The sequence below is a fragment of the Aeromonas sp. s5 genome (assembly GCF_040907865.1).
Lineage (GTDB): Bacteria > Pseudomonadota > Gammaproteobacteria > Enterobacterales > Aeromonadaceae > Aeromonas > Aeromonas dhakensis.
Genome location: NZ_JBFOCO010000032.1, coordinates 81451 through 104906, shown reverse-complemented (window position 1 = coordinate 104906; position 23456 = coordinate 81451). Strand labels below are relative to the sequence as shown.

General features: G+C 60.6%; 24 protein-coding genes. 15 read left to right on the top strand and 9 right to left on the bottom strand.

The window, feature by feature from the left end; genetic code table 11:
* Positions 1–40 precede the first annotated feature (40 nt).
* Entirely contained in the window at positions 41–1582 is a 1542-nt protein-coding gene (locus tag AB5Y94_RS18660; RefSeq protein ID WP_117404154.1) for an arylsulfatase, read from the bottom strand.
* A 461-nt stretch (positions 1583–2043) separates the two neighbouring features.
* On the opposite strand from AB5Y94_RS18660, the gene AB5Y94_RS18655 reads away from it, so the two are divergent.
* On the top strand, positions 2044–2793 hold the full coding sequence (locus AB5Y94_RS18655; protein WP_124250006.1) for a class I SAM-dependent methyltransferase: 750 nt from the start codon (positions 2044–2046) through the stop codon (positions 2791–2793).
* 91 nt (positions 2794–2884) lie between these two features.
* Here the strand turns inward: AB5Y94_RS18655 and AB5Y94_RS18650 are convergent, their stop codons facing one another.
* A complete protein-coding gene (locus AB5Y94_RS18650; protein WP_005299713.1) occupies positions 2885–3130 on the bottom strand; it encodes a hypothetical protein in 246 nt (81 codons plus the stop codon).
* 110 nt (positions 3131–3240) lie between these two features.
* Positions 3241–4572 (bottom strand): ATP-binding protein, encoded by a 1332-nt coding sequence (locus AB5Y94_RS18645; protein ID WP_368206289.1) that lies wholly within the window; start codon positions 4570–4572, stop codon positions 3241–3243.
* 171 nt (positions 4573–4743) lie between these two features.
* Between AB5Y94_RS18645 and AB5Y94_RS18640 the strand changes: the two genes are divergently transcribed.
* Positions 4744–6036 carry an MFS transporter gene (locus tag AB5Y94_RS18640; protein ID WP_124250004.1) on the top strand — a complete coding sequence of 431 codons (1293 nt, stop codon included), beginning with the start codon at positions 4744–4746 and terminating at the stop codon, positions 6034–6036.
* 63 nt (positions 6037–6099) lie between these two features.
* Here AB5Y94_RS18640 and ahpF read toward each other — a convergent pair whose 3' ends face one another.
* The 3 genes from ahpF to AB5Y94_RS18625 all read right to left on the bottom strand — a co-directional run bounded on the left by ahpF (position 6100) and on the right by AB5Y94_RS18625 (position 9489).
* A complete protein-coding gene (gene ahpF / locus AB5Y94_RS18635; RefSeq protein WP_124250003.1) occupies positions 6100–7686 on the bottom strand; it encodes an alkyl hydroperoxide reductase subunit F in 1587 nt (528 codons plus the stop codon).
* A gap of 125 nt (positions 7687–7811) precedes the next feature.
* Positions 7812–8378, bottom strand: a complete 567-nt coding sequence (gene ahpC / locus AB5Y94_RS18630; protein WP_005299724.1) for an alkyl hydroperoxide reductase subunit C — start codon at positions 8376–8378, stop codon at positions 7812–7814.
* Between the two features lie 664 nt (positions 8379–9042).
* Positions 9043–9489, bottom strand: a complete 447-nt coding sequence (locus tag AB5Y94_RS18625; RefSeq protein ID WP_017765922.1) for a CBS domain-containing protein — start codon at positions 9487–9489, stop codon at positions 9043–9045.
* Between the two features lie 211 nt (positions 9490–9700).
* On the opposite strand from AB5Y94_RS18625, the gene queA reads away from it, so the two are divergent.
* The 7 genes from queA (at position 9701) to nlpI (ending at position 16747) form a co-directional block, all read left to right on the top strand.
* Positions 9701–10768, top strand: a complete 1068-nt coding sequence (queA, locus tag AB5Y94_RS18620) for a tRNA preQ1(34) S-adenosylmethionine ribosyltransferase-isomerase QueA (protein ID WP_258116558.1) — start codon at positions 9701–9703, stop codon at positions 10766–10768.
* A gap of 121 nt (positions 10769–10889) precedes the next feature.
* A complete protein-coding gene (tgt, locus tag AB5Y94_RS18615; RefSeq protein ID WP_016350389.1) occupies positions 10890–12026 on the top strand; it encodes a tRNA guanosine(34) transglycosylase Tgt in 1137 nt (378 codons plus the stop codon).
* 50 nt (positions 12027–12076) lie between these two features.
* Entirely contained in the window at positions 12077–12412 is a 336-nt protein-coding gene (gene yajC, locus AB5Y94_RS18610) for a preprotein translocase subunit YajC (RefSeq protein ID WP_005299732.1), read from the top strand.
* Positions 12413–12430: 18 nt separating this feature from the next.
* Positions 12431–14284: a protein translocase subunit SecD gene (gene secD / locus AB5Y94_RS18605; RefSeq protein ID WP_005299734.1), complete on the top strand. Its 1854-nt coding sequence runs from the start codon at positions 12431–12433 to the stop codon at positions 14282–14284.
* Between the two features lie 9 nt (positions 14285–14293).
* Positions 14294–15241 carry a protein translocase subunit SecF gene (gene secF, locus AB5Y94_RS18600; protein WP_017787216.1) on the top strand — a complete coding sequence of 316 codons (948 nt, stop codon included), beginning with the start codon at positions 14294–14296 and terminating at the stop codon, positions 15239–15241.
* A gap of 99 nt (positions 15242–15340) precedes the next feature.
* On the top strand, positions 15341–15709 hold the full coding sequence (locus AB5Y94_RS18595; protein ID WP_010634304.1) for a rhodanese-like domain-containing protein: 369 nt from the start codon (positions 15341–15343) through the stop codon (positions 15707–15709).
* A gap of 90 nt (positions 15710–15799) precedes the next feature.
* Entirely contained in the window at positions 15800–16747 is a 948-nt protein-coding gene (gene nlpI / locus AB5Y94_RS18590; protein WP_005299750.1) for a lipoprotein NlpI, read from the top strand.
* A gap of 143 nt (positions 16748–16890) precedes the next feature.
* Here nlpI and AB5Y94_RS18585 read toward each other — a convergent pair whose 3' ends face one another.
* Entirely contained in the window at positions 16891–17763 is an 873-nt protein-coding gene (locus tag AB5Y94_RS18585; protein ID WP_368206288.1) for a U32 family peptidase, read from the bottom strand.
* A gap of 12 nt (positions 17764–17775) precedes the next feature.
* Positions 17776–18771 (bottom strand): peptidase U32 family protein, encoded by a 996-nt coding sequence (locus AB5Y94_RS18580; RefSeq protein ID WP_054545101.1) that lies wholly within the window; start codon positions 18769–18771, stop codon positions 17776–17778.
* A 190-nt stretch (positions 18772–18961) separates the two neighbouring features.
* Between AB5Y94_RS18580 and AB5Y94_RS18575 the strand changes: the two genes are divergently transcribed.
* Positions 18962–19501: an SCP2 domain-containing protein gene (locus AB5Y94_RS18575; RefSeq protein ID WP_362818627.1), complete on the top strand. Its 540-nt coding sequence runs from the start codon at positions 18962–18964 to the stop codon at positions 19499–19501.
* Here AB5Y94_RS18575 and AB5Y94_RS18570 read toward each other — a convergent pair.
* Entirely contained in the window at positions 19448–19864 is a 417-nt protein-coding gene (locus tag AB5Y94_RS18570) for a hypothetical protein (RefSeq protein ID WP_010634300.1), read from the bottom strand. The genes AB5Y94_RS18575 and AB5Y94_RS18570 overlap by 54 nt on opposite strands.
* Positions 19865–20044: 180 nt before the next feature.
* Between AB5Y94_RS18570 and trmJ the strand changes: the two genes are divergently transcribed.
* The 5 genes from trmJ (at position 20045) to iscA (ending at position 23419) form a co-directional block, all read left to right on the top strand.
* Positions 20045–20773, top strand: a complete 729-nt coding sequence (gene trmJ, locus AB5Y94_RS18565; RefSeq protein WP_117404188.1) for a tRNA (cytosine(32)/uridine(32)-2'-O)-methyltransferase TrmJ — start codon at positions 20045–20047, stop codon at positions 20771–20773.
* A gap of 93 nt (positions 20774–20866) precedes the next feature.
* Positions 20867–21370, top strand: coding sequence for a Fe-S cluster assembly transcriptional regulator IscR (gene iscR, locus AB5Y94_RS18560; RefSeq protein WP_011705634.1), 504 nt, complete (start codon positions 20867–20869; stop codon positions 21368–21370).
* A gap of 57 nt (positions 21371–21427) precedes the next feature.
* Positions 21428–22642, top strand: a complete 1215-nt coding sequence (locus AB5Y94_RS18555) for an IscS subfamily cysteine desulfurase (RefSeq protein WP_017781684.1) — start codon at positions 21428–21430, stop codon at positions 22640–22642.
* A gap of 54 nt (positions 22643–22696) precedes the next feature.
* Positions 22697–23080, top strand: a complete 384-nt coding sequence (iscU, locus tag AB5Y94_RS18550; protein ID WP_005310405.1) for a Fe-S cluster assembly scaffold IscU — start codon at positions 22697–22699, stop codon at positions 23078–23080.
* 15 nt (positions 23081–23095) lie between these two features.
* Entirely contained in the window at positions 23096–23419 is a 324-nt protein-coding gene (iscA, locus tag AB5Y94_RS18545; protein WP_005299772.1) for an iron-sulfur cluster assembly protein IscA, read from the top strand.
* The last annotated feature ends 37 nt before the right edge of the window (positions 23420–23456 follow it).

The window sequence follows — 23456 nt, the reverse complement described above, 5'->3', positions numbered from 1 at the left end:
ATGAAGAAGATGGCGGAGGGATAACCCTCCGCCGCGTGGTTTACTGCTGAGTTTTCTGCATGGCTTCCTGAATGACCTTGGCCATGTCGAAGGTGGTACTCCCCTGAACCGGCGGATACTTGACCAGGGTGTTGACGTGCTCGCCGACCATCTCGCTGACCGGTGCCAGCATCCAGGACATCTTCTGCAACAAGTGGCCGTTGGCATCGACGGAGTCGTAACTCTCGAACGGATCGGCTCTCAGGTTGTAGAGCTTGGGCTTGGAGAGCGGGGTGAGGTTGTCATAGTAGTTTTCGGCCACCGCGAAGTGGAACTTCCAGGGGCCGACTCGCACCGCAGAGAGCTTGTCCTCGAAGTAGTAGAAGATGGAGTCGCGAGCCGACTCCTTGCTCTTGCCTTCCCAGTAGGCGAGGTTGTTGACGCCATCTATGTACTGTTTCTTCTCGTCCATCATCTTCTTGCTGACGTCAGGAACGCCAGCAGCCGCCGCCAGGGTGGTAAAGAGATCCTGGTGACCCTGGATACCGTTGAGCACGCCACCCGCCGGGATCTGGGCCGGCCAGCGCGCCATCATGGGCACCCGGACGCCCCCCTCATAGGTGGTCATCTTCTCGCCGCGGAACGGCGTGGTGGCGCCATAAGGCCAGGAGGAGTGTTCCGGACCGTTGTCGGTGGTATAGATGACGATGGTGTTCTCTTTCAGCCCCCGTTTTTCCAGCTCGTCGAGCAGATAGCCGATGTCGCTGTCGTGCTGCATCATGCCGCTGCCATGGTAGTCGTATTCGCTGGTGTACTGCTCGGCTGCGTAGCGCCACTTGTCGTTGAGACGGGTATAGAGGTGCATGCGGCTGGTGTTGACCCAGGTGAAGAAGGGCTTGTCTTCCTTGATCGAGCCGTCGATGAACTTGAGGGCGGCCGGGATCATCTCGGCGCGGTCGAACTCCTTCATCCGCTCCTGACCCAGCGGGCCGGTATCGGTGCACTTCTGTTTGCCGACTTCGCCGAAACGCGGGTCAACCGTCTTGTCTTCGGTCTCGGTGGCATAGCAGTGCAGGACGCCGCGGGTACCGAACTTCTTGCTGTACGCCTCGAGCGAGCCTGAATACTGCTTGGCAAAATTCTGGTAATCCCGTTGCTCGTGTTCTTCCTGGGTATTGAGGTGATAGAGGTTGCCGAAGAATTCGTCGAAGCCGTGGACGGTCGGCAGGGCAAAGTTGTGATCCCCCAGGTGGTTCTTGCCGAACTGGCCGGTTTTGTAGCCGACTGCTTTGAGCACTTCGGCCAGAGATGGGGACTCTTTCTTCAGGCCCAGGGCGCCACCTGGCATGGCCACCGTCGTCATGCCGGAACGAATGGGGTACTGGCCGGTCAGGAAGGCGGCGCGGCCCGCTGTCGAACTCGGTTGGGCGTAGTGATCGGTGAACTTGATCCCCTCCTTGGCGATCCGGTCGATGTTGGGGGTGGTGTAACCCATGGTGCCCATGCCATAGGCGCTGACGTTCTGCCAGCCGATGTCGTCACCGAAGATGACCACTATGTTCGGTTTATCCGTTTTTGCCATGACGCCGGCAGAGAGGATCATGCTCACCGCCGCCGATATTTTCCCTAGTTGCATCTTTTCGCTCCGTGTAGGCTCAGAAAAAACCTCGTTGGCCGAACGACTTGAGCATTCATGACACGGCGGCCCGTTGAGCCCGGGGGCCCCATGCGAAGAATGACGCGGCAAGCCCCCAGCTTATTACTTAACCGCCGACTAATAACCTGAATGTCAGTTGTGTCGTGTGCAGAGTGTGATGGCGATCTCATGTCGCCGAGCAGACCTGCGTGATCGAGCTGTGCGTGGCAGGCGTGACAGGAAAAGGGTGAGGCGCCTCTTTATTCCGGCGCCATGACAGGTCAATCTGGTCAGATAGATGATGTGCCGCCTGCTCAGAGGGGGACCGCGCGGATCTGTGCCCGCGGCGACCGGATGACCACGAGGTGCATCGGTATGGAGGCGCTGGCGAGCAGCGCCATCAGGTGGCGACATGGCAGGAGAGAGGAATGGACAATACCGAACGATTTTCAGCTCGCGTTGAGGCTTATGTGAAATACCGCCCCGGCTACCCGCCGGCCATGCTGGACTTTCTGGCCGATGAGCTGGCCATGGGACCCGCTAGCCAGGTGGCCGACATAGGAGCGGGCACCGGCATCCTGACGGCGCTGCTGGCCCCTCGGGTGGCGCGGGTCTGGGCAGTGGAGCCGAATCAGGAGATGCGCGAGGCGGCGCAGCAGTTGCTGGCCGGGGTTGCCAATGTCGGCTGGTCTGACGGCCGGGCCGAGGTCACCGGTCTGCCGGATGGCTGTGTGGATCTCATCACGGTGGCCCAGGCGTTTCACTGGTTCGATCGTCCTGCCTTCAAGCAGGAGTGTCGGCGGCTGCTAAAGCCAGGTGGCAAAGTGGCCCTTATCTGGAACGACAGGCTGACTGACACCCCGTTTCTCAAGGCCTACGAGGCGGGGCTGCGCACCTATTCGGGGGACTATGCGGAGGTCAATCATCGCAACCTGGGGGAGGTGGATTTTGCCGCCTTCTTCGAGGGAGATTACCGGCTCGAGCGCTTCGCCAACCGTCAGCTGTTCGATCTCGACGGGGTGCTGGGGCGGCTAAACTCCTCCTCCTATGCCCCGGTGGCCGGTTCGCAGGCCCATATCGAGTTGACGGCGCTGATTGCCCGGGAATTTGAGCGCCACGCCGTCAACGGTGTGATTGCCTTCAACTACAACACCCTGCTCTACAGCGGCCGGGTGTAACCGGGTCAGATAAAAGCGGCCCCTCGCATCGGGGACGAGGGGCCGCAAGGGGGCAGTGCAATCGGCTCGCTGCCAGTGGGTTGCCGCCGGGCTAACCCTTGTTCAGGCCCAGCATGGCCATCGCCTTGGCCAGGGTATCGACGGATTCCTGATGCTTGCCCGCATTGTGCAGTGCTTCGCCTTCGGCACGCAGTTTCTTCACCTGTGCCAGTTGCTCGGTGCTCAGAGGTGGGGACTTGGCAAGGGCATCGTCAATCTTCTTCATGTCGGCGGGACAGTGAAAGGCGAGCACACTGCCGGTAAAGAGCAGGGTTAACAGAAACAGGGCTGGTTTCATCTTGATTACCTCGCTGGTGGACATCAGCAAGGATAGACCTCACCGCCGCCCTTGTGTTGGCCGGCATAGCAACTCGATTCACTCGGCGAGAGGGGGCTGAGCTCTGCCCCTCAGACGCGGCCAGGGGCGATGCGGGGAAAGGAGAGGGTAAAGCAGCTGCCTTTGCCCGGCGCCGAGCGAGCCGTCAGGCCACCACCCAGCACCGAGGTGGCGATGCGGCGGCAGATGGAGAGCCCCAGTCCGGAGCCCCCCTTGCCCAGGGTGGTGGTAAAGAAGGGATCGAAGATGTGGGCCAGTATGTTGGGCGCCATGCCGCGACCATTGTCCAGCACCTCCAGGTGGATGGATTGTTGGTCCTGATGGGCCCGGATCTCGATGCGTCCATCCTGGCGATCCCCGATGCCATGGAGGAGGGCGTTGTGGATCAGGTTGAGCAGCACCTGGCTGAGGGGGCCCGGGTAGCTGTCGCAGAGCAGCTCCTCGTCGATGAGATTGCGCAGCACGACCTGCTCAAACCCGGGGCCGGCCTTGAGGTTGGCCAGGTTGTCGTCGATGAGACGCCTGAGATCGAAGCTGCGCCGGCTCTCCGAGGTCTGCTCGATGGCCACCTGCTTGAAGCTGCTGATCAGCTTGGCCGACTGGGTGATGGCCAGCAGGGCCAGCTCGCTCATCTCCTGGCTGGCGTGCACAAACTCCTCCAGCGTGGTGCGACGGATAGTCTGAGCCCCCAGCTGGGCAGCCAGCTGCCGGGTTTGCTCCTGCAGGGCCGTGGTGGCGATCAGGGCGTTGCCGATGGGGGTGTTCAGCTCATGGGAGATGCCGGCCACCATGGCCCCCAGCGCCGCCAGGGTTTCGGTGTGGATGAGATCCTCCTGGGTTTTTTTCAGACTGTCGAGGGTGTGGGTCAACTGCGACTTGTGTTGCTCCAGCTCTTCTTGCGTCTCCTGCAGACGAATATTGTCGTAGAGGGTGTGCATGCCCTGCTGCACCGAATCACGAAACTGCAGGAGCAGTTGCCGGTAGAGGCCGCCGTAGTCGTTCTCCTCCCAGCTCAGCACGCAGATGGTGCCGAAGAGTCTGCCATCGGGCCAGCAGAGCGGCAGACCGCAATAGGAGATCATGCCGACTTTGATGTCCGGATTGTGCTGCCATTCGGGATCCTTGAGGGCATTGGGCACCAGGAGCTCCTGGCGGGTATCCATGACCCGTTCGCAATAGAGGCCGGAGTCGAGGTGCTCATGGGCCCCGGCCGGATAGCAGTTGTCCGGCGTCTGGCTGGTGATGAACACTTCTATCTCGCGAGGGTGTACCCGCATGATGAGCCCGGCCGGCACGTGAAACAGCTCAGCCATCAGGTTGACGGTCTTCTGCCAGGAGAGACGCAGGGAGTCCGGGATCTCGAACTCGGGGGCGATCGGGTATTTGGATAGGCTCGCGGACATGAAGGCGTTCCTGTTTGCTGGGGCTGGGGTGAATGGACTGTATTCCCATTCTAGTTGTCCGGCGCGTGCCCTGCGTGTCATGCGTTGACTGATCCCGCGGGGTTGAAGCGAGCGGGAAGCAAACGGTACCATGACTGTTTTGCTCACAATTGCGCCAACCAGGGAGACCCCATGACACTCGCAAGGTTCCTCTCACCCCTGACCAGTCTGGTGATCTTCATTCTGGGTCACGGCATGTTCAACACCCTGCTGACGGTGCGCCTCTCTGCCGAGCAGGTATCGGCCCAGGCCATCGGCCTGGTCTCGGCCGCCTATTTCGGCGGTCTGGTGCTGGGGGCCTTCGTCAACGCCCACCTCATCATCCGGGTGGGCCACATCCGGGCCTATGCGGCCTATGCCTCCCTGCTCTGCTTTCTGTTTCTGCTGCACGGCATGGTGGTGGAGCCGCTCAGCTGGGCGGCGCTGCGGCTGGTGGGGGGCTTTGCCACCGGCGGCCTGTTCGTGGTGCTGGAGTCCTGGATGCTGGTCTCCAGCACCCCGGCCAACCGGGGCCGGCTGATGTCCCTCTACATGATCCTGCTCTATGGCTCCCTGGCGCTGGGACAGCTGCTGCTCAAGTGGGTGGATCCCATGGTGCTGACCCCGTTCGCCCTGTGCGCCATGGCGGCGACCCTGTCGGTGATCCCGCTGGCTATCTCCCGGGTGGCGACCCCGGCCATGGTGGCGCCCCAGCCGGTGGGCGTCTTGGAGCTGGTGCGGCTCACTCCGGCGGGGATGGGCAGCAGTTTTACCTCCGGTCTGGTGCTGGGGGCCATTTATGGCCTGTTGCCGCTCTATTTCACCGACAGCGGCTCGTCCCTCTCCCAGGTGGCGGAGATGATGGCGCTGGTGATCCTGGGGGGGATGTGCCTGCAGTACCCCATCGGTCGCCTCTCCGATCGCTACGACAGGCGAGGGGTGATCCTGCTGCTCGGCGCCATTTTGGCGCTGCTGGCCCTGTTGATGGTGCTGCTGCCGGATGCCTGGCGCGGCACCGCCGAGGGGGGGCTGGTGTTCCTGCTGGGAGGGATGGCGTTCTCCATCTATCCCCTGAGCCTCAGTCACGCCTGTGACGAGCTGCGCCCGGATCAGGTGCTGGGGGCCAATCAGGGGCTGCTGCTCGCTTACAGCCTGGGGGCCATGACCGGGCCGCTGCTGGCACCGTTTGTCATGGCGCAGTTCGGGCCAGAGGGGCTGTTCGTCTACTTTGCCCTCTGCGGTCTGCTGCTGGCGGGTTATCTCGGCTGGCGCAGGCGGCAGCGGGCACCCATCCCCTTGGCCGAGCACCAGGTCTTCATGCCGGTGCCGCCCAATACCCCCATGACGGCGGAGCTGGAACCGAGAACGGATCTGGACGGGGAGGCGGTGCCCGCCAGCTACGCCACGCCCGGGCCGGATGAGGGCCAACCGTCGAAAGCCGGCTGAGCCTTTTCGCACCAATAAAAAAAGCCGACTCTGTGAGTCGGCTTTTTGTCCATCTGGTCGCTATCAGGCGGTCACGGCGTCGGCCTTGGTCGCAGTGGCTTCCGGCGCCGGGTTGCGAATGAGGTAATCAAACGCCCCCAGCGCGGCGGTCGCCCCTGCGCCCATGGAGATGATGATCTGCTTGAACGGCACCGTGGTGGCATCCCCTGCGGCATAGACGCCGGGCAGGGAGGTGGCGCCCTTGGTGTCGATCTCTATTTCGCCAAAGCGGGTCAGAGCCACTTCGCTCCCTTTGAGGAACTCGGTGTTCGGCACCAGACCGATCTGGACGAAGATACCCGCCACCGCCAGATGCTTGATCTCGCCTGTGGTGCGATCTTCGTAATCCATGCCCACCACCTTGCTGCCGTCACCGATCACCTCGGTGGTACGGGCGCTCATGATGATGTCGATGTTGCTCATGGAGCGGGCTTTCTTCTGCAGCACTTCGTCGGCACGCAGGGTGTCGGCGAACTCCACTACGGTGACGTGTTCGACGATGCCAGCCAGATCAATGGCCGCCTCGATGCCGGAGTTGCCGCCACCGATCACCGCCACTCGCTTGCCCTTGAAGAAGGGGCCGTCACAGTGCGGGCAGTAAGCCACGCCCTTGGTGCGGTACTCGAGCTCGCCCGGCACGTTCAGGTCGCGCCAGCGGGCACCGGTCGCCAGGATCACGGCGCGGCTCTTCAAGGTGGCGCCGGAGGCGAGATCCACATTGACGTAGCCATCACGGCTGATGGCGGCGGCGCGCTGCTCGGTGATCACTTCCACGCCGTACTGCTTGACGTGCTGCTCCAGGCTGGCGGCCAGCTTGGGGCCTTCGGTGTAGGGCACGGAGATGAAGTTCTCGATGCCGACGGTGTCCATCACCTGGCCACCGAAACGCTCGGCGACGATGGCGGTGCGAATGCCTTTGCGGGCGGCATAGATGGCCGCTGCGGCGCCGGCCGGGCCACCACCGACAACCAGCACGTCGTAGGGGGCTTTTTCGTTGAGTTCTTCAGCCTTGCGTTCGGCGGCGCCGGTGTCGAGCTTGGCGACGATCTCTTCGAGCGAAATGCGGCCCTGGCTGAACGGCTGACCGTTCAGGTAGACGTTCGGTACCGCCATGATCTGGCGCTCGTTGACCTCGTCCTGGAACAGGGCGCCGTCGATCATGGTGTGGGTGATGCCGGGGTTCAGGGTCGCCATCAGGTTGAGGGCCTGCACCACGTCCGGGCAGTTGTGGCAAGAGAGCGAAATATAGGTCTCGAAGTGGAACTCGCCCTTCAGATTCTTGATCTGCTCCTGTACGGCCGCATCGGCCTTGGAGGGGTGACCGCCGCTTTGCAGCAGGGCAAGCACCAGCGAAGTAAATTCATGACCCATGGGGATGCCGGCAAAATGAACGCGCGGGGCTTGGCCCTTCGGCGCGACGCTCATGGAAGGCTTGCGGGCGTTGGTGCCAGAGGTCTGGGTAATCTTGGGGGACATCTCGGCGATCTCGCTGGCCAATGCCAGCAGTTCGGCGGATTTGTCGCTGTCGTTGCCGGACACGCTGATCTCGATGGGATTGACGATGTACTGCAAGTAACCGTTGAGTTGTTGTTTGAGGTTGGTATCTAACATGGTCGAATTCCTTCTTGTTGAATGCGGGTCGGCGTTTTGTCAGGCCAGAAAGCAGACCGGTGCCTTTTCTGAGGTCCGTAAACAAAACCGGCCCTTGAACGGGCCGGTCTTCAGAGCGGGGAGGCTTAGATTTTGCCTACCAGATCCAGGGACGGGGCCAGGGTGGCGTCGCCTTCTTTCCACTTGGCCGGGCACACTTCACCCGGGTGAGCGGCAACGTACTGGGCAGCCTTGACCTTGCGCAGCAGCTCCAGGGCGTCACGGCCGATGCCGCCAGCGTTGATTTCAACGATCTGGATGATGCCCTGCGGGTCGATGACGAAGGTACCGCGGTCAGCCAGACCGGCTTCTTCGATCATCACGCCGAAGTTGCGGGTGATGGTGCCGGTGGGGTCGCCGATCATCGGGTACTGGATCTTCTGGATGGTGTCAGAAGTGTCGTGCCAGGCCTTGTGGGTGAAGTGGGTGTCAGTGGAGACGGCGTAGATCTCGACGCCCAGCTTCTGGAATTCGGCGTAGTTGTCAGCCAGGTCGCCCAGCTCGGTCGGGCAGACGAAGGTGAAATCAGCCGGGTAGAAGAACACCACGGACCACTTGCCTTTCAGGTCAGCGTCAGACACCTGAACGAATTTGCCATTGTGGTAGGCGGTAGCGTTGAACGGCTTGATTTCAGTGTTGATGTAGGTAGACATGTATTTGCTCCTTGGTGATGTACATGTGCTCGTCCGGTAGTGAAGAGTCGTGCCAGACGAGGCGTTTAACTTTCAATGGAGTCATCATAGGGGCTTTTCCTAATCGGTCAAAGCCGCAATTTTGAATCACTTAAATCGACTTATTAGATAAACCACCTCTGCTGTACCTAACATGAATATCGCCAGCATGCAGAGATAACTCCTTGTCGAGATTCAACATCTGTGCGCGACCTCGGCTTTTCAAGGGGGAGAGGGGAGAGTGCCGGCCAAGTCATGGCACAGAGGGGCGTCGGGGGTGAGCGAACGGGCGGCGCGAGCGTGCCAGGTGAAGGGGAGGGGGTAAAACGCGGATAAAAAAATCCCGGCGTCGTCGCAAGGACAAGGCCGGGTCATCAAACAAGGAATGGCTATATAAACAAAAGCTTTACAGCAAAGACTAACTACGGGGTGTGCAAACTTGCAGACAAATGAGAGGAAGAGGATGGGTGCACAATCCCTCGTCTCCCCCTCGGCAACTATTGCATGGCGGTCATGATAATGTGATGCAGATCACAAAGCAAGTTAATGGTGTAATTTTTCAGTCAAAATGAAAGTGTTTCACTATTTATGCCGATAATTCAGGCTTAAAACGCTTTTATTGTAATTTAATTACATGATGCACAGATCAAAAGTCATCAGATGGCTCCTGCTCTTCCATCAGCTCCAGCAGATTGATGGCCACGGCAATGAAGTCCGACTCGGTGACTATGCCTACCAGCTTGTGCCCTTTGAGTACCGGCAGGCAGCCATATTTGTGGCGCTGCAGATAGAGGGCCGCCTCCTTGATGCCGGCATGGGGATCCACGCTCGCCACCTGGCGGGTCATGATCTCGTCGAGCTGCACGCTGTCGGTGAACTCCGCCTCCCGCTCCGGATTGATCAGCAGCAGCTTGGATTCGCGGGTGGCCAGGATATCGGAGAGGGTGACCAGGCCCAGCAGATGATGGTGGTCGTCAACGATGGGGATGTGGCGGATCCGCTCCTGCTGCATCAGGTCCATCGCCTGTTTGACGCTGTTTTCCGGACCCAGGGTGAAGGGGTGTTCAGTCATGATCTCGGATAGGGTCATCATGGTGGGCCTCCTTGTGTATCTGCTTTCACCCTAGCCCAGCCCCCTTCGGCAAAACATGATCAGGGTCAATACAAAACCTTAAAGGTTTCTTAACTGGCCCTGCTTCACATAATTGCTCGCTATCCCTTGTCTCTCTTGGGTTTTTGGTCTTTTGGGTTGCCTTGCAAGAGGGGGATAACTAGACTAGCCGCCGATTCCCCCGAGGTGAAAGATGCAAGTATCCGATTTTCATTTTGATCTGCCAGACGAGCTGATTGCCCGCTATCCGATGGCGGAGCGTACCGCCAGTCGTCTGCTGCAGCTCGACGGTCAAACCGGCGCCCTGCGCCACGGTCAATTTGTCGATGTGCTGGACCAGCTCAACCCCGGCGATCTGCTGGTGTTCAACAATACCCGGGTCATCCCCGCACGCATGTTTGGCCAGAAAGCCAGCGGCGGCAAGCTGGAGGTGCTGGTGGAACGCATTCTGGACGAGCACAGCGTGCTGGCGCACGTGCGCTCATCCAAGTCCCCCAAACCAGGTACCCGCCTGATCCTGGATGCCGGTGCCGACGGCGTGCCCGTCGAGGCCGAGATGCGCGCCCGCCACAACGCCCTGTTCGAGATCCACTTCCTGGATCCGCGCCCGGTGCTGGAGATCCTGGAAGCCATCGGCCACATGCCGCTGCCTCCCTATATCGATCGTCCCGACGAGGATGCCGACAAGGAGCGCTACCAGACCGTCTACAACCAGAAGCCGGGCGCCGTGGCGGCGCCGACCGCCGGCCTGCACTTCGACGAGCCGCTGCTGGAGAAAATTCGTGCCAAGGGCGTGGAAACGGCCTTCGTCACCCTGCACGTGGGGGCGGGCACCTTCCAGCCGGTGCGGGTGGACAAGATTGAAGATCACCACATGCACTCGGAATACGCCGAAGTGCCGCAGGAGGTGGTGGACGCCATCGCGGCGACCCGTGCCCGCGGCGGCCGGGTGATTGCGGTGGGGACTACCTCGGTACGTTCGCTCGAGAGCGCGGCCAAGGTGACCCTGGCCCAGGGCAAGCCGCTGGCGCCGTTTTTCAGCGACACCGACATCTTCATCTTCCCGGGTTACCAGTTCCAGGTGGTCGATGCCATGGTCACCAACTTCCATCTGCCCGAGTCGACCCTGATCATGCTGGTCAGCGCCTTTGCCGGCTATGACAACGTGATGGCCGCCTACCAGGCCGCCGTGGCCGAGCAGTATCGTTTCTTCAGCTACGGGGACGCCATGTTTGTCACCCGTCGCCGGGCAGCGGCTTAAGCGGCTGCCCTTCAGAAGCCGTTCAGGACCTGATCGTCAGGATCCCGGCCGGCTTCTTGTACCGGGCCGGTGCGGCCCTACTATTTGTCAGACTGTTTCTCTGACTGAAACCGAGGTAGCAATGAAATTTGAACTGAAAACCACCGACGGCCGTGCCCGTCGCGGTCAGCTGGTATTCGAGCGCGGCACCGTGCAGACCCCGGCCTTCATGCCGGTCGGCACCTACGGCACCGTCAAGGGGATGACCCCGGAAGAGGTACGTGAAACTGGTGCCCAGATCCTGCTTGGCAACACCTTCCACCTCTGGCTGCGCCCGGGTCAGGAAGTGATGCGCGCCCACGGCGATCTGCATGACTTCATGAACTGGCAGGGCCCGATCCTGACCGACTCCGGCGGTTTCCAGGTGTTCAGCCTGGGGCATATCCGCAAGATCACCGAGGCGGGGGTGCACTTCCGTCACCCCATCAACGGCGAGAAGATCTTCCTCGACCCCGAGAAATCCATGGAGATCCAGTACGATCTGGGCTCCGACATCGTGATGATCTTCGACGAGTGCACGCCGTATCCGGCCACTTACGAAGAGGCGCGCAAGTCGATGGAGATGTCCCTGCGCTGGGGCAAGCGCTCGCGCGACAAGTTCGATGCGCTTGGCAACAAGAACGCCCTGTTCGGCATCATCCAGGGCTCCGTGTATGAAGATCTGCGGGATGTGTCGCTGGAAGGTCTCTTGGAGATCGGTTTCGACGGTTACGCGGTCGGCGGTTTGGCGGTGGGTGAGCCCAAAGAGGACATGCATCGCATCCTCGAGCACGTCTGCCCGAAAATCCCGGCCGACAAGCCGCGCTACCTGATGGGGGTGGGCAAGCCGGAAGATCTGGTGGAAGGGGTGCGTCGCGGTATCGACATGTTCGACTGCGTGATGCCGACCCGCAACGCCCGCAACGGTCACCTGTTCACCACCGACGGGGTGGTCAAGATCCGCAACGCCAAGTATCGCGAGGACACCAGCACCCTGGATGCGGACTGCGACTGCTACACCTGCAAGAACTACACCCGCAGTTATCTGTACCATCTGGACAAGTGCAACGAGATCCTCGGTGCCCGTCTGAACACCATTCACAACTTGCGTTATTACCAGCGTGTGATGCAGGGTTTGCGGGACGCGATCGAGCAGGGTAAATTAGACGACTTTGTAACTGAGTTTTACCGTCGGCAAGGGAAGCCCGTGCCTCCGTTAGCTGAAAATGACGTGAAATAACAACGATTTATAAGCTAGTTATCAAATTTACATCAATAAGAGGTTGTTAAATGAGCATTATCTCCAAGGCATATGCAGAAGGCGCGGCTCCGGCGGCACAGGGTGGTGGCATGGAAATGATCATCATGCTGGCCGTGTTCGGTCTCATCTTCTACTTCATGATCTATCGTCCCCAGGCCAAGCGTGCCAAGGATCACCGCAATCTGATGAGTTCCCTCTCCAAGGGTGACGAAGTGCTCACTTCCGGCGGCCTGGTCGGCAAGATCGCCAAGGTTTCCGCCGACAGCGAATACATTGTGCTGTCCCTGAACGATCAGACCCAGGTCACCATCAAGCGTGATTTCGTCTCTGCCGTTCTGCCCAAGGGTTCTATCCAGTCCCTCTAATCTCCCGAGGAGCACAGCGTGTTAAATCGCTATCCGCTGTGGAAATACCTGATGGTGATCGTGGTGATCGCCATCGGTTTTCTATATGCAGCCCCCAATCTTTACGGTGAAGACCCGGCCTTGCAGATCTCTGCCAGCCGGGGTGCCGAAGTCAAGCTTGATACCCTTGACCTGGTGAAAGCGACCCTCGACGAGGCGAAGATCCCGGTCAAGCATGCGGCGTTCGAACACGGCTTCATTCTGATCCGTTTCAAGAACACCGAAGAGCAGCTCAAGGCGCGCGATCTGGTCGCCAACAAGCTGGGTGACAACTTCATCACCGCGCTCAACCTGGCGCCTTCTACCCCTGCCTGGCTCGAAGCCATCGGTGCCAACCCGCTCAAGCTGGGTCTGGACCTGCGCGGCGGCGTGCACTTCCTGATGGAAGTGGACATGGCCGAAGCGCTGGCCAAGCAGCAGGAGCAGATGGTGCAGGATTTCCGCTCCGAGCTGCGTACCCAGAAGATCCGTTACTCCGGCGTGCGCCGGGTCGGTGATCAGGTGCAGGTGGTCTTCCGCGACGAAGCCGACCAGAGCAAGGCGGTCTCCTTCCTGCGTCGTCAGAACCCGGATCTCACCTTTACCACCGAGCAGAAGGGGGACGAGTTCGTCCTGCTGGCCTCCTTAAGTGAAGCCAAGGTCAAGGAGGTGAAGAAGTACGCCCTCGAGCAGAACATCACCATCATCCGCAACCGGGTGAACGAACTGGGTGTCGCCGAGCCGCTGGTACAACAGCAGGGTGCCGAGCGCATCGTGGTGGAACTGCCTGGTATCCAGGACACCGCCCGTGCCAAGGAGATCCTGGGCGCGACCGCGACCCTGGAATTCCACATGGTCGATGAGACCGCCGACATCCAGGCTGCGGCCGACGGTCGCGTACCGCCGAGCTCCAAGGTCTACAACGATCGCAACGGTCGTCCAGTGGTGCTGCAAAAGCGCATCATCCTGACCGGTGACCACATCGTGGGTGCCCAGTCCGGTTTCGACGAATACAGCCGCCCCCAGGTCAACATCAAGCTCGATGGCCAGGGTGGCAATAAGATGGCCAACTTTACCAAGGACAACGTCGGTAAGGGCATGGCCACCGTATTCATCGAATACAAGCCGGTCGGTCAGCCGGGTCCGGACGGCAAGCGCAAGTTCCGCAAGCAGGAGGAGGTGATCAACGTCGCCACCATCCAGTCGCGCCTTGGCAGCCAGTTCCGCATCACCGGCATCGACAACGCCAACGAAGCCCACAACCTGGCGCTGCTGCTGCGTGCCGGTGCGCTGATCGCCCCGATCCAGATCGTGGAAGAGCGCACCATTGGCCCGAGCCTGGGTCAGCAGAACATCGACAGCGGTATGGAAGCCATCGGCTGGGCCATGCTGGTGATCGTGCTGTTCATGGGGATCTACTACCGTGCCTTCGGTTGGGTGGCCAACATTGCTCTCTCCATGAACCTGGTGCTGATCGTCGGCATCATGTCGATGATCCCGGGGGCCACCATGACCCTGCCGGGCATCGCCGGTATCGTGCTGACGCTGGGCATGGCGGTGGACGCCAACGTGCTGATCTACGAGCGCATTCGTGAAGAGATCCGCAACGGCCGCGGCGTGCAGCAGGCGATCCACCTGGGCTTTGATCGGGCATTCTCGACCATCGCCGACTCCAACATCACCTCGCTCATCACCTGTGTGATCCTGTTCGGTATCGGTACCGGCGCCATCAAGGGCTTCGCCCTGACGCTGGGGATTGGTCTGAGTGCGTCCATGTTTACCGCCATCACGGTATCCCGCGCCATCATCAACCTGGCCTGGGGTGGTCGGCGCCTCGACAAGCTGCCGATCTAAGGAAGAGACATGTTTCAGATTCTACATTTTGAAAAGCCCATCCCCTTCATGCGCTTTGCCAAGCCGGGTGTGGTCTTCTCTACCCTGCTGATGGTGATTTCCCTGTTCTTCCTGTTCGATCGGGGTCTGAACTGGGGTCTGGACTTCACCGGCGGCACCACCATCGAGGTGGGCTTCCAGCAGTCGGTGAGCCTGGAGAAGATGCACGAGGTGCTGGACGAGCAGAAGATTGAAGGGGCGACCCTGCAACACTTCGGCTCCAGCCGTGACGTGCTGGTGCGCCTGACCCCGAAAGAGGGGGTCAAGGTGGAGCAGCAGGGCAACGAGGTGCTGGCGGCCGCCAAGGTGATCGATCAGGGCGCCGTGCTCAAGCGTGTGGAGTTCGTCGGCCCCTCCGTGGGTGACGAGCTGGCGACGGACGGTGCGCTGGCCATGCTGGCCTCCATCATCTGCATCCTGATCTACGTGGCGGTACGCTTCGAATGGCGTCTGGCCATGGGCGGCATCCTCTCCCTGGTGCACGACGTGGTGATCACCCTGGGCGTCTTCGCCTACTTCCAGTACGAGTTTGATTTGACCGTGCTGGCGGCCTTGATGACCCTTGTGGGTTACTCCCTGAACGACACCATAGTGGTGTTCGACCGCCTGCGGGAGAACTTTCGCAAGGTGCGCAAGGGGGATACCGAGTACATCCTGGATCTCTCCATGACCGAGACCCTGAGCCGGACCATCATCACCTCCGGCCTGACCTTCGTGGTGGTGCTGGCGCTGCTGCTCAAGGGCGGTCCCTTGATCCACGGTTTCTCGGTGGCCATGGTGATCGGTGTGGCGTTTGGTACCTACTCCTCCATCTATGTGGCGAGCTCGTTCGCCATGTTCTTCGGGGTCAAGCGGGAGCACATGCTGCCGACCCAGGTGGAGAAAGAGGGCGCGGATCAGCAAGAGATCCTGCCGTAAATGACAAGGGCGCCACGAGGCGCCCTTTCTCTTATCATCCGGGTGAGCCATTATGACGGTTTCACCCACGGCCATTGGCCAAGAGGCAAGGAGCAAGCCATGCAACACAATCCCCGTTTTCTGGCGCTGGTAGAGGCCATTCGCCCCCATGTGAAGGAGACCGACGTGCACCAGATCAAGCGCTGGCAGGAGGAGGGGCGTACCTTTCACCTGGTCGACGTGCGGGAAGAGAGCGAGTGGGCCAGGGGCCATCTGCCGGGCGCGACCTACCTCGGGCGCGGGGTGATCGAGCGGGATATCGAGACCCGTTATCCGGATCCCGACACCGAGCTCTACCTCTATTGTGGTGGCGGTTTTCGCTCCATTCTGGTGGCGGAAAACCTGCAGAAGATGGGCTACGGCCGGGTGGTCAGCGTGGATGGTGGCTTTCGGGGCTGGTGTGATGCCGGATACCCTGTCGAATCCTGATTTATTTGAGGGAGAGAGGCTCAGCCACATGACAAAGTGTCGGCTGACCTTTACCATATGCCGGGTCAAGCGTAAGCGTCGGAGTGTTCATTGAACGTCAGGAAAGGGATTGGATACCTCCTTGGTATCCTGTTGCTGCTCCCCATGTGGGGTTGCAGCAGTAGCAGTCAGGTTCAAACGCCTCAAGTTCCCAAGCCGCAACCCGCTTCACTGGTATTGGCGACCCCCCTGCAGGTCTCTTACCAGAGCGAGTTGGCGTTGGCGCGACTCGGGCAGATGCTCAGTGAGATGGAATTGACCACCGAGCAACGGGCCGAACTGTTTTATGAGCGTGCTGTCGTGTTTGACCGGGTAGGCTTGCGCTCTCTGGCGCGGCTGGATTTCAACCGCGCCCTGCGGGAGAAGCCGGATTTCGCCGAAGCCTACAACTTCATCGGCGTCTATCTGGTGCAACAGCAGAATTATGACGAAGCCTACGAGGCATTTGATTCCGCCCTCGAGCTGGCTCCCGATTATGACTATGCCTATCTGAACCGTGGTATTGCGCTCTATTACGGCAATCGCCCCGAGCTGGCCGCGGCCGATATGAAGCGCTTCTACGAGGCGCAGCCGGAAGATCCCTACCGGGTGATCTGGCTCTATCTGGCCGAGCAGAAGCTCAATGCGCCGGCCGCCATGAGCCGGATGCGCGAGCGGCTCAACAAGTATGACGACGACGCCTGGAACTGGGATCTGGTGCGCCTCTATACCGGTGAACTCAACGCCACCCAGTTGATGGGCAATGTGGTGAAAGGGGTGAAGGACAACCGGGAGCTCGCCGAGCGCCTGTGCGAAACCTACTTCTACCTCGGCAAGTTCGAGCTGGCCAGGGGCAACCGCAAGGAGGCCATCAGCTACTTCAAGCTGGCGCTGGCCAACAACGTGTATGACTTCATCGAGCACAGATATGCCCTGCTCGAGCTGGAGCTGATGGCGCGCAAACCCCTGCCGCCCGGCGCCCAGAGTGCCCAGGGCAAGAGCAGCAAGCAGGCATCCTGAATCTTGCTGGCTGTCGCCGCTTTGAACGATATGGAAAAGGCCTCATAGCGAGGCCTTTTTGCTGTTTGGGTGTCAGGCTTTACGGTGCCATTGCATCGGAATCGGCCAGTGACCACCGTGCCCGCCCGCCAGTAAGGCCGCAATTACTGCGCCAGCATCATGCCGGGGATCTGGCGCCAGTAGCCGTTGCAGTCCCGCTCTTGTTGCAGGGGCAGGGGGGCCTGACCCCGTTCGTTGGCCTTGAAGCGATCCAGCATCGTCAGGGTATCCAACCCCTCAGGGGAGAGCCGTACCACATCCACCAGTCCTTCCATGCCGGCCAGCTCGTTGCCCAGGTTGTAGCAGTAACCGGACTGGGTCTGGATGCCGTTGAGGTTGAACACCTTCTGCCCCTCGCGGCTGCTGGCGAGCCGGCCGGTGGGGTAGTCGATGCAGGCCAGTTCACAGTTGTCCTTGGGCCGATCGAGTGAACGTGCGGTGAAACAGCGCGCCGAGTAGGCGAGCGGCAGGTGGCCGTAGGCGAACACCTCCACCTCGAACTGCTGGCGGGCGTTGCCGAGATCCTGATTGAGCTGCACCAGCCAGTCGCGCGACAGCTCCACCGGCATCACCCAGCGCTGCATCCCCTGTTTGAGCAGCATGCGCAGCACGTCGGCGTTGTAGGCGTTGATGGCGGGGCCGCAGACGAACGGCAGCCCGGCCTCGCTGGCGAGCTGGACCGCGCCCAGATCGTTGGCCTCGATCATCAGCTCGCCGTTGTCGACCAGCCGCTTGACCTCCTTGAGCTCGGAAGGGGCGGAGATGAGCGCCAGGGTGGAGAGCACCGCCTGCTTGCCGGAGCCGGCCACCTGGCGGGCGAGGGCAATCCAGTCATCCGCTTTCAGTTCGCGGCGCTTGCTGCAGACGGTTTCCCCCAGATAGACGATATCGGCCTGGCTTTGGGTTGCCGCCTGATAGAAGGCCTGGGTGTCGGTCTTGGGCCAGTAGAAGAGCAGGGGGCCGAGAGAGAATTTCATGAACAGGGCTCCTTATTGCCACTGGCGATGATAGGCGCCGAGGGTGGTCTGGCTCCCCTCGGAGACGCGGGCGAGCTGGGCATCCCACTCGGCCTTGACCCGATAGGCCTCGGGGTTGGCCTGATAGGCGTCGATGGCGGCGCGCCAGACCCGGGTCACCTGCTCCACGTAGGCGGGGCTGCGTTGGCGCCCCTCGATCTTGACCGACTGGATGCCGGTCTGGAACAGCTCGGGCAACAGGCCCAGGGTGTTGAGGCTGGTGGGCTCCTCCAGCGCGTGGTAGGTCTGACCGTCCACCTCGAAGCGCCCCTTGCACAGGGTCGGGTAGCCGGCGTTCTCCCCCGGGCCGTAACGGTCGATGAGCACCTCGTTGAGGCGAGACTCGAGGCCGCTTGGGGTCTCTTCCCAGCGCACGAACTTGGCCGGTGAACAGGCACCGACGGTGTTGGGGCTCTCGCCGGTCATGTAGGAGGAGAGGTAGCAGCGCCCCTCCGCCATGATGCAGAGGCTGCCGAAGGCGAAGACTTCGAGGCCGACGTCGGTCTCGCGGGCCAGCTGTTTCACCTGGTGCATGGAGAGCACGCGGGGCAACACCACCCGACCGACGTTGAAGTGCTGCTGGTAGAAACGGATGGCGGCGGTGTTGGTGGCGCTGGCCTGCACCGAGACGTGCAGCTCCAGATCCGGGTAGCGGCGGCTGGCATAATCGAGCACGGCGAGATCGGCGATGATCAGGGCATCGGCTCCCAGTGCGGCGCCCTTGTCCACCGCCTGCTGCCAGCGGGCATCGGAGCCCGGGTGGGCGAAGGTGTTGATGGCTATGTGCAGCTTGCGGCCATGTTGATGCACGTAGTCGACCGCTTTCTCCAGCTTGCTGTCGGTGAAGTTGAGCCCGGCGAAATGGCGGGCGTTGGTGTCATCCTTGAAGCCGATATAGACGGCATCGGCCCCGTTATCCACGGCTGTTTTCAGTGCCGGCAGACTGCCTGCCGGACAGAGTAATTCCATCGGTACGCTCCGAGAGGGCAAAAAATGCAAAAAGTGGCCCGATTGTATTCACCGGCGTCCTTCCACTTTTTGACCTGAGGCAGCTTTGTGTGGCTTTACCCTTCTTGAGGTAAGTGGGCACAAGTTTGATTTCCAACAGGATCATGGAGCCGACCCTGTGTTTGAATGCGCAAAAAACTGGGAGTTTATCGTGTTCAAACAACTGCAGCATCGCTTGGTCGAACAGGCACCCCGCTTCTTGCGCCATCCTCTCAAGCTGGTGCCCTTTGCCCTGCAACAGCATCTGATGGAGCGCATGCTGGCCAGCGTCTTCAAGGAGGCCATCGCCGATGGCGACTTTGCATTTCTGGCCGGCAAGTGGCTCAAGGTCGAGGTATCGGATCTCGAGCTCTGCTGGTTCATCAGCGAACAGGAGGGCAAGCTGGTGGTGGCCCGTCACTGTGAACAGGCCGATGTCTGCTTTAGCGGCAGCAGCAACGATCTCATCCTGATCGCCGGTCGCAAGGAAGACCCCGATTCCCTCTTCTTCCAGCGCAAGCTGAAGATTGAAGGCAATACCGAGCTGGGACTGGAGGTGAAAAACCTGATGGACAGCCTGGATCTGGACGGGTTGCCGAGCCTGGTGCGCTATCCGCTGATGGATCTCGCCACCTTTATCGAGCAGGCCAGGGCCAGCTCAGCGCAAGAGGCGCATTCTGCGCCGGCGGGTGGGGTGGCGTCTCAGCTGTGAGGCTAGCCCCTCGGCATGATGGCGATAGTGGTTGCGGGCCCACAGGCAGCGCAGGGCCCAGAGGCAGGGCAGCAGAGCCAGCAGGGCACCGGCGCCTTGCTGGCGTGACAACAGCAGACCCAGCACCAGCCAGAGGAAAGGTTGGGCCTCGTAGAGCCACTCCGGCTGCAGCCAGACCTTGTTTGGGAAGATGACCAGATCGGTGCGCCGATAGCTGGAGCGCATCATCCAGCTGGCGGCCCCGGCGACAAACAGCAGGCCCCCCGCCAGCCAGAGCAGCGGGGAGTGGCTGAGCGCGATGATGCCGATGGCTGCCAGCAGATAGCAGGCCGGCAGCTTCTCATAAAGCCAGCGCGGACACATGTTGTCTCCCCTCTTTCACCTTCCCATCCTCCAAGTTTAGCCCGCCCTTGTGCCCGCCTCATGCCGCTTTGTTCTACAAACCGGCGCGATAGTTGTGAAATGGAGCGCCATTTACGGTGCCAAAATAGCGATTGGCTATGTTACAATTGCGCGCCATTTTTGACTGAAGATTGACTGGGCATGTTGGATCAGATTCGTATCGTGTTGGTAAACACCTCTCACACCGGCAACATGGGGTCTGCGGCACGCGCCATGAAGACCATGGGCTTGAGTCAGATGGTGCTGGTTGATCCGCAAGCCCTGCCTGATGGCAATGCCAATGCATTGGCTGCCGGTGCCAGCGACATCCTGGCCAATGCCCGTGTCGTGGCGACGCTGGATGAAGCCATCGCCGACTGCGGCCTGGTGATCGGTACCAGTGCCCGTTCCCGCACCCTGAGCTGGCCCATGCTGGATCCCCGCGAAGCGGGCGAGAAGCTGGTGGCCGAGGGTATGCAGCACCCGGTGGCGCTGGTGTTTGGCCGTGAACGTACCGGCCTCACCAACGACGAGTTGCAAAAGTGCCACTACCATGTGGCCATCCCGGCCAATCCCGAGTACAGCTCTCTCAATCTGGCCATGGCGGTGCAGACCCTCTGCTATGAGGTGCGCATGCACTGGCTTCAGCAGCAAGAGCAAGCCGTCGACAGCGAAATGACAGTGGAGTATCCCAGTGCCGAGCAACTGGAAGGCTTCTATCAGCATCTGGAACAGACGCTGCTCAAGACCGGTTTCATCACCGATGACCACCCGGGGCAGGTGATGAACAAGCTGCGTCGCCTGTTCAACCGGGCGCGTCCGGAGGCGGTGGAGCTCAACATTCTGCGCGGCATTCTGACCTCGGTGCAAAAACCCAGGCCGCAGGATTAAACCCGACTGAATTACTCAACCATATACTTGACTGATTTAGTCGGGTATGTGACCATATGCCCATATTGATTGGTTCGCAAGACGGTAAGGCATATGAGACTGACCTCAAAAGGACGTTACGCTGTGACTGCCATGCTCGACGTGGCGTTACATGCAGAGCAGGGGCCCGTGCCCCTGGCTGATATTTCAGAGCGCCAGGGCATCTCCTTGTCCTATCTGGAGCAACTTTTTGCCCGCCTGCGCAAGCATGGCCTGGTAAGCAGCGTGCGTGGCCCCGGTGGCGGCTATCGCCTCGGTCTGGCCCCGAATGCCATCTCGGTCGGTCAGGTGATCACCGCGGTGGATGAATCGGTGGATGCCACCAAGTGCCTCGGCAAGGGCGGCTGCCACGGCGGCACCCAGTGTCTTACTCACTCCTTGTGGCGTGACCTGAGCGAGCGGATCTCCAGCTTCCTGGGGGATATCACCCTGGCCGAGCTGGTTGATCAGGCGGATGTGCGCCGCATTGCCGGCAAGCAAGACGAACAGATGAAAACCGTGTTGTCCCTGGTTGATCGGGCAGAACGCGGCGATGTGAGCTTGAAAGTCCAACTATAAACAAACGTGCTTTCCACAGCCGGTCGATGTATGACCCAGGCTGTAACGGAGAAAAACATGAAACTGCCTATTTACCTTGATTATTCGGCAACCTGTCCGGTGGACCCGCGTGTCGCAGAAAAAATGATGCAGTGTCTCACCATGGATGGCCTGTTCGGCAATCCAGCTTCCCGTTCCCACCGTTTCGGCTGGCAAGCCGAAGAGGCGGTTGACCTGGCCCGTAATCAAGTGGCAGAGCTGATCGGTGCCGACCCGCGCGAGATCGTCTTCACCTCCGGCGCCACCGAGTCCAACAACCTGGCCATCAAGGGCGTTGCCCACTTCTACGCCGGCAAGGGCAAGCACATCGTTACCTCCAAGACCGAGCACAAGGCGGTACTGGATACCTGCCGCCAGCTGGAGCGCGAAGGCTATGAGGTGACCTACCTCGAGCCGATGCCCAACGGCCTGTTCACTCTGGAACAGATCGAAGGCGCCCTGCGCGATGACACCATCCTGGTCAGCATCATGCACGTCAACAACGAGATCGGCGTGGTGCAGAACATTGCCGCCATCGGCGAGCTGTGCCGCTCCCGCAAGATCCTGCTGCACGTGGATGCAGTACAGAGCGTGGGTAAAATTCCGGTAGACGTGGAAGCGCTCAAGGTTGACCTGCTCTCCATGTCTGCTCACAAGGTATATGGCCCGAAAGGCATTGGTGCCCTCTACGTGCGCCGCAAGCCGCGTGTGCGCCTGGAAGCCCAGATGCACGGTGGTGGCCATGAGCGCGGCATGCGTTCCGGCACCCTGCCGACCCACCAGATCGTCGGCATGGGCGAAGCCTTCCGCATCGCCAAGGAAGAGATGGCGAGCGAGGGTGAGCGCATCATGGCCCTGCGTCAGCGTCTGTGGGACGGCATCAAGGATATCGAAGAGGTCTACATCAACGGTGACCTGGAACAGCGTGTGCCGGGCAACCTCAACGTCAGCTTCGCCTATGTGGAAGGGGAATCCCTGATCATGGCGCTCAAGGATCTGGCGGTCTCTTCCGGTTCTGCCTGTACCTCGGCCAGCCTGGAGCCCTCCTACGTGCTGCGCGCACTGGGCCTGAACGACGAGCTGGCGCACAGCTCCATCCGTTTCAGCATGGGTCGCTTCACCACCGAAGAAGAGATTGATTACGCAATCAAGCTTATCCGTGACTCCATCGGTCGTCTGCGCGAGATGTCTCCCCTGTGGGAGATGTACAAGGACGGCGTCGATCTGAACACGGTCGAATGGGCTCATCACTGATCCTTGCCAAGAGAGCAAGTGTTTGGTGAACAACGGAATTAGCAGGAGTTAGATATGGCTTACAGTGAAAAAGTAATCGACCACTACGAGAACCCCCGTAACGTAGGCGGCTTCGACAAGAACGATCCCAACATCGCTACCGGCATGGTCGGTGCACCGGCCTGTGGGGACGTGATGAAGCTGCAGCTGAAGATCAGCGACGACGGCATCATCGAAGATGCCAAGTTCAAGACCTATGGTTGTGGCTCCGCCATCGCCTCCAGCTCCCTGGTGACCGAGTGGGTCAAGGGCAAGACCCTGGACGAAGCAGCCGGCATCAAGAACACCGACATCGCCGAAGAGCTGGCGCTGCCGCCGGTGAAGATCCACTGCTCCATTCTGGCCGAGGATGCCATCAAGGCCGCCATCGCCGATTACAAGCAGAAGAAAGGTCTCTAAGGTCAGGAGCGCAGTATGGCCATTACCATGACAGATGCCGCAGCGGCACGGGTTTCCTCTTTTCTGGCCAACCGGGGCAAGGGCATCGGCCTGCGCCTCGGCGTCAAGACCACCGGCTGTTCCGGTCTTGCCTACGTGCTCGAATTTGTCGACGAGCTGGCGGATGAAGATCAGGTATTCGAGCAGGACGGCGTCAAGATCATCGTCGATGCCAAGAGCCTGATCCACCTGGATGGTACCCAGCTGGACTTCGTCAAGGAGGGCCTCAACGAGGGCTTCCAGTTCAACAACCCCAACGCCAAGGGCGAGTGTGGTTGCGGCGAAAGCTTCAGTGTCTGAGATGTTTGCTACACCTGATTGCGCATGTGTTGAACCG

Excerpts from the sequence above, each read along its gene's own strand:
- queA (WP_258116558.1), top strand. The coding sequence starts at position 9,701 with ATGCAAGTATCCGATTTTCATTTTGATCTGCCAGACGAGCTGATTGCC.
- AB5Y94_RS18595 (WP_010634304.1), top strand. The coding sequence starts at position 15,341 with ATGCAACACAATCCCCGTTTTCTGGCGCTGGTAGAGGCCATTCGCCCC.
- AB5Y94_RS18640 (WP_124250004.1), top strand. The coding sequence starts at position 4,744 with ATGACACTCGCAAGGTTCCTCTCACCCCTGACCAGTCTGGTGATCTTC.
- ahpF (WP_124250003.1), bottom strand. The coding sequence starts at position 7,686 with ATGTTAGATACCAACCTCAAACAACAACTCAACGGTTACTTGCAGTAC.
- AB5Y94_RS18570 (WP_010634300.1), bottom strand. The coding sequence starts at position 19,864 with ATGTGTCCGCGCTGGCTTTATGAGAAGCTGCCGGCCTGCTATCTGCTG.
- trmJ (WP_117404188.1), top strand. The coding sequence starts at position 20,045 with ATGTTGGATCAGATTCGTATCGTGTTGGTAAACACCTCTCACACCGGC.
- yajC (WP_005299732.1), top strand. The coding sequence starts at position 12,077 with ATGAGCATTATCTCCAAGGCATATGCAGAAGGCGCGGCTCCGGCGGCA.
- iscA (WP_005299772.1), top strand. The coding sequence starts at position 23,096 with ATGGCCATTACCATGACAGATGCCGCAGCGGCACGGGTTTCCTCTTTT.
- AB5Y94_RS18555 (WP_017781684.1), top strand. The coding sequence starts at position 21,428 with ATGAAACTGCCTATTTACCTTGATTATTCGGCAACCTGTCCGGTGGAC.
- AB5Y94_RS18660 (WP_117404154.1), bottom strand. The coding sequence starts at position 1,582 with ATGATCCTCTCTGCCGGCGTCATGGCAAAAACGGATAAACCGAACATA.
- iscR (WP_011705634.1), top strand. The coding sequence starts at position 20,867 with ATGAGACTGACCTCAAAAGGACGTTACGCTGTGACTGCCATGCTCGAC.
- AB5Y94_RS18585 (WP_368206288.1), bottom strand. The coding sequence starts at position 17,763 with ATGAAATTCTCTCTCGGCCCCCTGCTCTTCTACTGGCCCAAGACCGAC.
- AB5Y94_RS18650 (WP_005299713.1), bottom strand. The coding sequence starts at position 3,130 with ATGAAACCAGCCCTGTTTCTGTTAACCCTGCTCTTTACCGGCAGTGTG.
- tgt (WP_016350389.1), top strand. The coding sequence starts at position 10,890 with ATGAAATTTGAACTGAAAACCACCGACGGCCGTGCCCGTCGCGGTCAG.
- AB5Y94_RS18655 (WP_124250006.1), top strand. The coding sequence starts at position 2,044 with ATGGACAATACCGAACGATTTTCAGCTCGCGTTGAGGCTTATGTGAAA.
- ahpC (WP_005299724.1), bottom strand. The coding sequence starts at position 8,378 with ATGTCTACCTACATCAACACTGAAATCAAGCCGTTCAACGCTACCGCC.
- iscU (WP_005310405.1), top strand. The coding sequence starts at position 22,697 with ATGGCTTACAGTGAAAAAGTAATCGACCACTACGAGAACCCCCGTAAC.
- AB5Y94_RS18645 (WP_368206289.1), bottom strand. The coding sequence starts at position 4,572 with ATGTCCGCGAGCCTATCCAAATACCCGATCGCCCCCGAGTTCGAGATC.
- secF (WP_017787216.1), top strand. The coding sequence starts at position 14,294 with ATGTTTCAGATTCTACATTTTGAAAAGCCCATCCCCTTCATGCGCTTT.
- AB5Y94_RS18625 (WP_017765922.1), bottom strand. The coding sequence starts at position 9,489 with ATGATGACCCTATCCGAGATCATGACTGAACACCCCTTCACCCTGGGT.
- AB5Y94_RS18580 (WP_054545101.1), bottom strand. The coding sequence starts at position 18,771 with ATGGAATTACTCTGTCCGGCAGGCAGTCTGCCGGCACTGAAAACAGCC.